The 8,241-nt window shown below is 58.8% G+C and carries 11 protein-coding genes; 6 read left to right on the top strand and 5 right to left on the bottom strand.

All coding sequences use genetic code 11. The features are described from left to right. Nucleotides 1-695: 695 nt before the first annotated feature. The 6 genes from CQ009_RS15410 to CQ009_RS29940 all read left to right on the top strand — a co-directional run bounded on the left by CQ009_RS15410 (nt 696) and on the right by CQ009_RS29940 (nt 3,356). Entirely contained in the window at nt 696-1,058 is a 363-nt protein-coding gene (locus CQ009_RS15410) for a DUF6124 family protein (protein ID WP_105707246.1), read from the top strand. A 193-nt stretch (nt 1,059-1,251) separates the two neighbouring features. Further along, nucleotides 1,252-1,881 (top strand): nucleotidyltransferase domain-containing protein, encoded by a 630-nt coding sequence (locus CQ009_RS15405; RefSeq protein WP_105707264.1) that lies wholly within the window; start codon nt 1,252-1,254, stop codon nt 1,879-1,881. After that, a complete protein-coding gene (locus tag CQ009_RS15400; RefSeq protein WP_105707244.1) occupies nt 1,844-2,263 on the top strand; it encodes a hypothetical protein in 420 nt (139 codons plus the stop codon). Before CQ009_RS15405 ends, CQ009_RS15400 begins: the two co-directional genes overlap by 38 nt. A gap of 129 nt (nt 2,264-2,392) precedes the next feature. Continuing rightward, the gene (locus CQ009_RS15395; RefSeq protein WP_105707241.1) at nt 2,393-2,698 is read left to right on the top strand and encodes a hypothetical protein; all 306 of its coding nucleotides are present in this window, start codon (nt 2,393-2,395) and stop codon (nt 2,696-2,698) included. Between the two features lie 111 nt (nt 2,699-2,809). Further along, complete coding sequence (locus CQ009_RS15390) at nt 2,810-3,049, top strand: hypothetical protein (protein ID WP_064392135.1); 240 nt, start codon at nt 2,810-2,812, stop codon at nt 3,047-3,049. A gap of 151 nt (nt 3,050-3,200) precedes the next feature. Further along, nucleotides 3,201-3,356, top strand: coding sequence for a hypothetical protein (locus tag CQ009_RS29940; protein ID WP_158260941.1), 156 nt, complete (start codon nt 3,201-3,203; stop codon nt 3,354-3,356). A gap of 140 nt (nt 3,357-3,496) precedes the next feature. Here the strand turns inward: CQ009_RS29940 and CQ009_RS15385 are convergent, their stop codons facing one another. The 5 genes from CQ009_RS15385 to norR all read right to left on the bottom strand — a co-directional run bounded on the left by CQ009_RS15385 (nt 3,497) and on the right by norR (nt 8,077). Then, complete coding sequence (locus tag CQ009_RS15385; RefSeq protein ID WP_105707239.1) at nt 3,497-4,246, bottom strand: YkgJ family cysteine cluster protein; 750 nt, start codon at nt 4,244-4,246, stop codon at nt 3,497-3,499. A gap of 83 nt (nt 4,247-4,329) precedes the next feature. Then, complete coding sequence (locus tag CQ009_RS15380; RefSeq protein ID WP_105707236.1) at nt 4,330-4,656, bottom strand: hypothetical protein; 327 nt, start codon at nt 4,654-4,656, stop codon at nt 4,330-4,332. A 147-nt stretch (nt 4,657-4,803) separates the two neighbouring features. Next, nucleotides 4,804-5,262, bottom strand: a complete 459-nt coding sequence (locus CQ009_RS15375; protein WP_105707234.1) for an N-acetyltransferase — start codon at nt 5,260-5,262, stop codon at nt 4,804-4,806. Nucleotides 5,263-5,289: 27 nt separating this feature from the next. Continuing rightward, a complete protein-coding gene (locus CQ009_RS15370) occupies nt 5,290-6,192 on the bottom strand; it encodes a chemotaxis protein CheV (protein ID WP_008084803.1) in 903 nt (300 codons plus the stop codon). Between the two features lie 325 nt (nt 6,193-6,517). Further along, nucleotides 6,518-8,077, bottom strand: a complete 1,560-nt coding sequence (gene norR / locus CQ009_RS15365) for a nitric oxide reductase transcriptional regulator NorR (protein ID WP_105707232.1) — start codon at nt 8,075-8,077, stop codon at nt 6,518-6,520. Between the last annotated feature and the right edge of the window lie 164 nt (nt 8,078-8,241).

Raw genomic sequence — 8,241 nt, 5'->3', positions numbered from 1 at the left:
GCGCAGCGCCTACGGTTTGCTTCGCTGCACCTCCTCTCGCTGTGTTTGGCTGCGCCAAACGGTCGCTGCGCTCCCACGCCCGGATCAATCCCTCCACTCAGCCTTCCGACGTCGCTCGTGGATCAAGATCAAGAGCAGGCGAGCTGACACTCGGCCTATTGAGTGGTGAAGAGCGGGTGTTCGGCTTTGGATTTGTGGTGGATTTGCCCCTCACCCCAGCCCTCTCCCGAGGGAGAGGGAGCCGATTTTCGGGCGTTTCAAAACCTGAGTTCAACGCGGTATTGCACGTCGGCGTAGCTCTGCCAAACACCCCGGTCAGTCCCCTCTCCCTTCGGGAGAGGGCTAGGGTGAGGGTTGGCTTTTGGCTGTTTAAATTTGTGTCAAATAACCAGAACCTTCCCACAAGGTTTTCAGGTTGTCCGTCGGACGTGCGCTCTCTAGTCTTTGGTTGTCGCCGAAAACTCGGCGATCGGGTGTGAGAACCCGGGCTAAGTATTATTCCAATACCAGTACCGTCATAATCGGCGCCAGCTGATTGCTGCCTGCATTTTTATGGCGGCTATGTACGGGCGGACTTCGGTCCGGCCGGAGGTTTTACTGGTCCTTGCCCGGTTTCTCACCCCGTACGTAGCTGCCACCCAATTCGCCGCGTGAGAAACGGTAATTGTTGGCTCCAATCAGTGAGGACTGAGTAAATGACTAAGCCCGTACCCGATCCACCCATCGATCCCACCACCCCACTCGAAGACGCCATCCGCGCCGACGACCAGATCAAAACCCGCGAAGCCATCAAACGCGCTCTCGATTTCTACCTCTGCCCCGAACCGGTCAAACCGCGTCAGCCCAGTACGATGTTCCTCATCCATGCGAACATCGACACCGAAAGCCTGCTGGCCCACGCCTGCGAATCGCTGGCCTCAGCCAATGTCATGGCCGCTGATCTGGCTGATCAGCTCAGTCGCCCGCAGCGCAGTACGGCGCTGGCGATCCAGCAGATCGTCATGCTCGCCGAGTTGGCGGTAAACCGGGTGCTGGATCGGGTTGATCCGCAGACGTAATACGTCCGAACAGCGCGTCATCGTGCTTCGCGAGCAGGCTCGCTCCTACAAGGCGATCGCATTCCAAATGTAGGTGTGAGCCTGTTCGCTATGGCGATTTTTCTGCGGCCGCTGTCTCTGGAAATATTCTCAAGGTTGATAAGTCCCAAAAAGGGACCTATCGTTCCCTTTTTGGGACTCTTTGGCCTTCACAGTGGAAACTATCTCTCTAAGCGAAGCGCTGTTTACCACTACTCAACAAAAAGTGTTGGGTCTGCTGTTCGGTAAGCCTGACCAGACTTTCTATGCCAATGAGATCGCGCGCTGGGCGTGTGTTGGCAAAGGCAGTCTCATGCGTGAACTCGACCGTCTGCAGCGAGCCGGTGTGTTGCGCATGACGAGGGTGGGCAATCAGAACCATTACCAAGCCAATCCCACCTGTCCCATCTATGCCGAACTACTGGGCATCGTCCGCAAGACGTTTGGCATCGCCGAGCCTCTGCGTCAGGCATTGCAGCCATTTACCGAGCAGATCACCTGGGCGTTTGTCTATGGCTCCATCGCCAAGGACACAGCAAACACACTCAGTGACATTGATCTCATGCTGATTGGCGAAGGCCTGCACTACAGTGACGTCATGGAACGGCTCATGCCCATGGAGGAACAATTGGGTCGTCCCATCAACCCGACGCTTTACACCCCGCAAGACTGGGCGGCGAAACTGGCTGCGCACAACAGCTTTGTCGCGCGGGTGGTGCAGCAGGAAAAAATCGATCTGTTAGGGGCAAACCCTTTGGAGTCCAAGGATGGGCAGCAACGAGAGTCTGGAGAATCTTCTACGTAGCGGTGGGCTGAAAGCGGAGCCGCCGGATCGCAAGGAGTGCGAGGGCTTGATGCGCTCGGCCGTGGATCGGCTCAAGGATGCGCAAACTCCTGCTTTGTCTTTTTCCAGCCGTTTCGACTTGGCTTATAACGCAGCGCACGCGTTGGCGCTGACGGCGCTTCGATTGAGTGGCTATCGATCGGATAAACGCTATTTGGTCTTTCAGTGTCTGGTGCATACGGCCCATATCAGCAAGGTTCAGGTGCGATTGTTCGCGTTGTGTCATGAGCGGCGCAATCTCGCGGAATACGAAGGGTATATGGATGAGGATGACGCGCTTCTGGCGCAGTTGTTGGAAAGCGCCTCGCAATTGTTGAGTAACGTCCAGCAACGAATGAACTGACATCCGGCATGGCTTGCGATCCTGATTAATCTCTTAAAGATCCTCCTCTATGAGCGGATACAGCTTGTATGGCTCAGGCCGCGCACGTCGCAAATCTCTCTGGGCCGCTCACCCCGGGAGTGTCTTGAAATGAAGCTGAAAACCGCTCTGCCGTCTGTGCTCCTCTTGCTTCCACTCACTACGTTTGCAGCGCCTGCCAGTCAATCCGGCGAGATCCGCTTCACCGGGCAGATCGTTGACTCGGGCTGTCAGGTCGGACCGGTCGGGGCGTTTGCGTCTCGTGAGTCTCGCCAGATCGAAATCAAGCCCGGCGTGAAAGTCGATGTCGACACCGATCGCAACGCTTGCAGTCATCAGGCGCTGCCGATTTCCATGCGTTACGAAGCGCTGAAGACCTCGACCGACAAAGGCATCGTCATCATCAGTTACCTGTAAACCGTTCGGCGTGCGCTGCAAATCTTCAGGTGCCCAACCTTGGCGCACAGGTATACTGCGCGCCTTCGCGGCTCACTGATCGGGCCCGACTTTTTGCTTTCCGGAGCTTTTATGACTTCCCCGACCTTGCCGCCGGTTGACGACGCTGTGAGCGATGTCCCGGCTGAACTGGCCGAAACCAGCGATACCAAAGCCGATATCCCGGCGTTCAAATTTCCGTTCAAGCCGGGCGAACTGGCTTCTGCCAAAGGCTCGAACCAGCCGTGGTACAAGAACGGCGCCAAGAACGGCCACACCAAGACCCCGGGCATGGCGCCGCCGGGCACCCGTCGTTCGATGGGCAAGCGCTGAGTTTTAATCCCGCCTGCGGCCATCGCTGTGATTTTTTCATCACAGTGATGGCTAAGTGCTCAGTGCCTGAGCCAGATCAACGTTTAACCATTTGGTGCGCTTAGAGTCAGCAGCCCTGCCGACTCTTTCCCATAAAACGAGCGCGCTATCCATGAAGATCAATCTCCCGATGACCGGTCGCAACGTCGATGTGGCGCTGTATGAGGGGCGGCAGAGTCAGCGCAACTCCGAGGATGTGGCGAGGTTGGCCGGGGATTTAAGGTTGCTGGCGCGGGAGTTCTGGGCGCGGCGGCAGATCCGCGATTGAGGTTGCCTGCAAAGGCCCCATCGCTGGCAAGCCAGCTCCCACATTATTCTCGGGTGTTCACACAATTTGTGTACGCCACAAAACCCTGTGGGAGCTGGCTTGCCAGCGATGAGGCCAGTTCGTTCGCTGTAAAATTCTGATCAGGCCGCCCGCAACGAGATAAACGCGTATGTCTGCGCCGGCTCGGTCACCACTTGCGCCCCTGCCGCCAGCACTTGCCCGGCAATGTCATCTCCGGACACATGAAACAGCCATTCACTGTATGCGTCGCCCGGCGGCTGCGCACTCACCTGATCGATGACCGTGGCGAACGCCGTCATGTTCGGCAGGTAAGCGGTAAAGCCGTCCCCCTTCAACGCTGTGGTACGAATCCCCAGCAGCCCACAGATAGCATCCTTGGTGCCGATGTCATCCCGATCCGCCTGGCGCGAGCGCTGAATCAACTCCACCAGTTCCTGATCCACCAACTCACCGCCAGCAATCAACACCGGCCCCTGTTGCCAGGACTCCGGCGGGCAGTCCTTGGCAGCAGGGTTGAGCGGGATGTGCGGGTTGATTTCCGCCGGATAAATGCGACATACCAGCGGCCGCCGCTCGTAGATCCGGCACAGCTTGTCTTCGTCAAGATTCCGACAGGGGCCGACGTTGTACGCGGCGAAGGTGATCGCCACATGGGCGTCTGTCGCACCACTGCGAACGACCACGGAGCGACGTTCAGCGTGCTCACGCTGTTGCGCCGGCAAGCCCAGACCATTGCCGAGAAAGGCTTCGACCAGCACGATCACCTGACCGCCATCCGCCGCCCACATTCGGGCTTCGGCCAGGGTCAGAGGGACATGGTGATCGGTGCAGCATTTGCCGCAGCCTACGCAGGAAAACGTCGTATTCATTGAGCGATCTGTCTTCAATCAAGGTGTGAAACGGTGACGGAAAACCACCGCACAGGCCCGGGTTGAAGCAAGTTGTGCGCCACTCACTTCGCTTTGGCGGTCGGACGGATCGAGTCCCACTCGGTGACGAAGGCGGTTTTTGATTGCTTGTTGTACAGGCACAGCTCGCTGCCTTGCTGGCCTTTCATGTGTTTTTGCGGGTATTGGCCTTGCAGCAGAACGGCGGTGTAGCCCACGCGATCATCGAATTGCGCGGGTGTGCCGACCGGTTTTGGGTTTTTCAGACCACTGGCTTTGGTGCAACTGGCGAGTACGGTTTTGTCGTAGGCCGCCCAGGCGTCGGGGCTGGAGGCGTGGGCCTGGGAGGTGAGGGCGGTGAGGCAGAGCAGGCTGGCGGTGAGGGTTTTCATGATCAGGCATCCTGGGGCGTGAGTGGCCAAGGTTGGAGTGTGCCGGGGGTGAAAAGTTGTCTGGGATGGCCCCATCGCGAGCAGGCTCACTCCTACATTTGGAATGCATTCCCCTGTAGGAGTGAGCCTGCTCACGATGACGGACTTTCAGTCCGGCACCAGCTCGCGGCGGACCACATACATCCCGGCACTTTCATACAAGCGCTGCGCCCCCCGGTTGTCTTCCAGTACCTTCAGATCAACAAACCCTTCGCGCCGTTGCTGAAACACCTTGAATGCATTGAACAGCAACGCCCGGCCCAGCCCGCGCCCCTGCATCCGCGGATGCACCACCAGATTCTTGATATAGGCACTGGTCCAGCATTGCGCCACGCCGACGACACCCTCGGCATCGCGGGCAATAAAGCACAGTGTCGGATCGTATTCAGGATCGGTTTCGAACTGCTGCCGCCAGGCGTCCAGTGCTGGGACCCGGCCGCCGCCTTCGTGATAACCGAGTTGCATCAAATGATGCACGTCCGCCGCCATTTCGACGGAGTACGTACACAGTTCAATATCTTGTGGCCAAGGTGCATCCGGCGCGTCCTTACCGAGGTCGCGCCGCATCAAAAAACAATACGTCTCGGCCAAGACTCAGTGCCCGTGTGCCGCGACGTGTTTGGCCGCTTCGATCAGGCAATGGGTCAGTTCCGGCGAGGAGAACTTGGTCAGCACGCCATTCGCTCCGGCCAGGCGCGCTTTCTCGCTGTTCATCGCGCTGTCGAGCGAGGTGTGCAGCAGCACGTACAAATGGGCGAAGTCCGGCGTTTCGCGCAGGGTGCGAGTGAAGGCGTAGCCGTCCATCTCGGACATTTCGATGTCGGAGACGATCAGGTTGATCTGCTGCGCGGTGCCTTGCAGGTCGAGCAGGCAGTCGATGGCTTCCTTGGCGCTGCGGGCGGTGTGGCATTGCAGGCCGAGGTTGCGCAGGGTGTGCACCGATTGCTGCAGTGCTACCTGACTGTCGTCGACCACCAGAATGCGCGCGTTGCCGAGCACTTCGGCGTCTTCCATGGTCAGGTCGGTCGGGGCCATTTCGATCTGCGCCGGGGCAATGCTGTGGATAACCTTTTCGATATCCAGCACCTGCACCAGCGTGCCGTCCACCGAGGTCACACCGGTGATGTAGGCGCGCGAACCACCCGAGCCAAACGGTGGTGGCTTGATGTCGGTGGTCAGGCAATGGACGATTTTGCTCACAGCCTGGACGTGCAGGCCCTGTTTGGAGCGGCTGACGTCGGTGACGATCAGGCAACCGCCGTTCGGGTCTTCCAGCGGACGTTCACCGATGGCGCGGCTGAGGTCGATGACTGACAACGAGGCACCGCGCAACGTGGCGATGCCTTTGACGTGCGGGTGCGACTCCGGCAGCTTGGTCAGCGGCGGGCAGGGGATGATTTCACTGACTTTCAGCAGGTTGATCGCCATCAACTTGCCGCTGCGCAAGGTAAACAGCAGAAGCGAAAGTGAGTCTGCGCGGGCTTTGGTGGAGGACATATGAACCTTCTGTGGAAAGGTGGTGGGCGAGGGTGGAAATCGCCAGAAACTATTGATGCCGGGTTATCGGCGTTAAAGGGGTGGGCTTTAGGTTAGTTGTCGGGTGGGGGGTGGATTCAGAGTCTGCGGTCAGATCCTGAGCCCCTCACCCCAGCCCTCTCCCAGAGGGAGAGGGGGCCGATTGGGGGATATTGTAGAATTCCGCCGAACTGAACGTGCTCTGCTGAATCCACAATCGACTCAATGTTTCAGGTCGATGGATGATGCAAGACACCTCGGTCGGCCCCCTCTCCCTCCGGGAGAGGGCTGGGGTGAGGGTCTGCCTTTAGCTTTTCATACCCAACCGCTTGGCCATCCGCCCAAGGTTCGCCCGATCCAGCCCCAATTCCCGCGCCGCACTCGCCCAGTTATCCTGATTCCGCTCCAGCGCCGCACTGATCAAACGCCGCTGATACTGCTCGGTCGCACTGCGCAAATCCCCACTGATCAGCGGCATCTCAGCCACGGCACCGACAACAGCCTCAACTGAGTTATCCACAACCTCACGCGGCAAATCCAGATCCGCCGCGCTCAAACTGAGGATCTTCGGTCGCACCTTGCAATTGCCCAGCGCCTTCAACGCACTGCGCCCAATCAAATGCTCCAGCTCGCGAACGTTCCCCGGCCACGTATAAGCGAGCAGCGCTTCCTGCGCATCGCTGTTCAGACGCAGGCTATTAAGGCCCATGCGCGAACGGTTCTGCTCCAGAAAGAAACCACTGAGCAGCAACACATCACGCCCACGATCACGCAGCGCCGGCACGCGCAGCGGGTAGACGCTGAGGCGATGATAGAAGTCGGCACGATAGCGGCCGCTGCGCACTTCTTCGGCCAGGTCGCGGTTGGTCGCGGCAATCAGGCGCACATCGACTTGATGCTCCTTGTCCGAGCCCAGGCGCTGCAACTGTCCGCTCTGCAAAACCCGCAGCAACTTGGCCTGCACCGTCAACGACAATTCGCCGACTTCATCGAGAAACAGCGTGCCGCCATTGGCCAGTTCGAACTTGCCGCGACGGTCGCTGGTGGCGCCAGTGAAGGCGCCGCGTACGTGGCCGAACAGTTCGCTTTCGACCAGCGTATCCGGCAGCGCGGCGCAGTTGAGGCTGATGATAGGTTTGTCGGCGCGCGGTGAAGCGGCGTGAATGGCCTGGGCGACCAGCTCTTTGCCGACGCCGGTTTCGCCGGTGATCAACACGGTCAGATCGCTGCCGCCGACCAGATTGATCTCTTCCACTAACTTCTTCAGCGCTTTGCTCTGACCGATCATCTCGCGGTTCTGCTGGCCGCTGGCCTGACGATAGACCTCGGCGCGCTGATGTTCATCTTCTGCGCGATTGGCCAGGCGTTGAATGCGTTCGGCGGCGTTGACCGTGGCCGAGGCGAGGCTGGCAAAGGCTTGCAGGGCGTCGAGTTCGATGGGTTCGAAACGCTCTGGATCGAGTGCATCAAGGGTGATCAGGCCCCAGAGCTTTTCTTCGACAAACAAAGGGCAGCCCAGACAGTCGTGAACTTCTAGATGATCATCGAGACCATCGACCAGGCCGTCGTAAGGATCGGGCAAATCACTGTCAGCGGCGAAGCGGGTCGGCCCGGCGCCGGCCAGCAGGATTTCGAAGCGCGGGTGTTCGCTGACTTTGAAGCGCCGGCCCAAAGTGTCGGTACTCAAGCCGTCCACCGCCAGCGGCACCAGCGATTCACCGTCGAGCCGCAACAACGCGGCGGCATCGCAGGGCAACAGCGCGCGCATGGCTTCGAGCAGGCGTCGGTAACGCTCGCCCTCAGGCAGTTCGCGGGAGAGGTCGGAAACCAGAGGCAGCAGGGCGGTGAGCAGGGATTTGGCGGTCATGGTCTTGTAGTCAAAGGGACACGATGTAGTCGAGATGACTATAAGTCTGTTTGAGTCGTTATGACTACTATACTTTCAAGTTATTGATTTATATGGATAAAAAACTTGGCATGAAATCTGATAAGCCTAAGGTAACTTTTCAAGAAAGCTCAGGAGTTGCTCTT

It is taken from the genome of Pseudomonas sp. MYb2 (assembly GCF_002979955.1).
In the GTDB taxonomy this organism is placed as follows: domain Bacteria; phylum Pseudomonadota; class Gammaproteobacteria; order Pseudomonadales; family Pseudomonadaceae; genus Aquipseudomonas.
This window is presented reverse-complemented; position numbering and strand designations above follow the sequence as displayed.